Source organism: Kutzneria sp. 744, assembly GCF_000568255.1.
Lineage (GTDB): Bacteria > Actinomycetota > Actinomycetes > Mycobacteriales > Pseudonocardiaceae > Kutzneria.
In genome coordinates this window covers 6,620,047-6,621,501 of sequence record NZ_KK037166.1, presented here as the reverse complement: position 1 = coordinate 6,621,501, position 1,455 = coordinate 6,620,047, and the positions used below count along the sequence as shown (strand labels likewise).

At 73.3% G+C, this 1,455-nt stretch carries 2 protein-coding genes and 1 pseudogene; all 3 read left to right on the top strand.

All coding sequences use genetic code 11. The annotated features are described in order from the left end of the window. Window positions 1–230 (top strand): annotated as a pseudogene (locus KUTG_RS61785) (type VII secretion protein EccE); the annotation flags it as partial. Continuing rightward, window positions 227–961 (top strand): hypothetical protein, encoded by a 735-nt coding sequence (locus KUTG_RS30210; protein ID WP_043731115.1) that lies wholly within the window; start codon window positions 227–229, stop codon window positions 959–961. The pseudogene KUTG_RS61785 and the gene KUTG_RS30210, both read left to right, overlap by 4 nt. Before the next feature lie 61 nt (window positions 962–1,022). Continuing rightward, entirely contained in the window at window positions 1,023–1,400 is a 378-nt protein-coding gene (locus KUTG_RS30205; protein WP_052395575.1) for a WD40/YVTN/BNR-like repeat-containing protein, read from the top strand. Window positions 1,401–1,455 lie beyond the last annotated feature (55 nt).

The window sequence follows — 1,455 nt, the reverse complement described above, 5'->3', positions numbered from 1 at the left end:
TCCGAGCGCTGTCCTCCACGGTCGCGCTGGCCATCTCGCCCGGCGGCCAGGACGGCCAGGTCGGGCTGCGCGGGCTGGTCCGGATCAGCGCCCGCACCCCGTCCGAGCTGGACCGCGCCGAGGACCGGCTGGAGAAGATGTCCGACCAGCTCGGATTCGACGTCACCCCGCTGCGCGGCCTGCAGACCGCCGCGCTGGCCGCGACGCTGCCGTTCGGAGGATGGGCATGAGCACGGGTCAGACCCGGTCCCGCGACACCATGGGCAAGGTCGGCGGGCTCGCCCCCGAGTACCTGGTGTCGCCCGAGCTGCTGGACGCCGTCAGCCCGTCGGCTGAGCGCGGCGGCACCCTGATCGGCAGCGACCCGGCCAACGAGCCGGCGAGCGTCTCGCTGCTGCGCCCGATGCCCACCCGCGTGGTCGCGCTCGGCGGCCTGTACCTGGCCCGCCAGGTCGCGCTGCGGGCGCTGGCCGCGGGCGCCTGGGTGATCATCGCCACCGGCCGCCCGCAGGCCTGGCAGGCGCTGGCCCAGGCCACCACCACCGGGGCAGGCGAGCGTCCGCTGCCGCTGGTGTCCATCCGGAGGCTGTCGCCGATCGAGCTGCCCGACAGCTCCGAGGACAACCCGCTGCTGGTCGTGCATGACGGCGGCGCCACCCCGGTCGAGCTGCTGCCGCCGCGCACGCCCTGGCAGACCACCATGTACGTGCTGCCCTACCTGCACCCGCAGGCCGGGGCGCTGGCCATGAACGCCGACCTGGTGCTGATCCAGCGGCTCCAGGCCGCGCAGGCCCAGCTGGCCGGCCGGATGTGGCGGCTCAACCCGGCCCGGGTCACCGAGCTGTCCCAGCTGCGCGACGACCACGTGCTGGCGCTGGGCCAGGACCTGTGGGTGCCGATCCGCCTGGTCACCAACGAGCGTGAGAAGCAGATCCTCGGGCCGGTCCGCCGCGGCGACTGATTCGCCGACATTCTGGCCGGATCCGACGCAACCCGTCCGTGTCACCGACCGTCACCGCATCATGACGTTCACACGATGTGCGGCGCTGGCGGTCGCCGCGGCGACCGCCCTGCTCGCCGTGCCCGCGACCGCCTCGGCCGCCACGGTGCCGACCGGATTCGCGCCGGCATCGAGCACCTGGTTCACGCCGCAGCACGGCTACGTGCTAAAGCTCGCCGAAACGACCGGCTACCTGCTGGAGACCACCGACGGCGGCGCTCGGTGGTCCCGGCTGGCCGCCCCGCCGATAAAAAAGCCCGACAACCACAACCACGTCGCGCTGACCGTGCCCGACGCCAAGCACGCCTTCGCCGCGGACGGCGAGCACATCCAGGCCAGCACCGACGGCGGCCACCACTGGTTCGCCGTGACGCTGGCCGGGCTGCCCAGCCCCAGATAAGACAACAAGATCGCCATCGCCGACGGGCACGTGCTGGCCCTGGCCAGCACCCTCA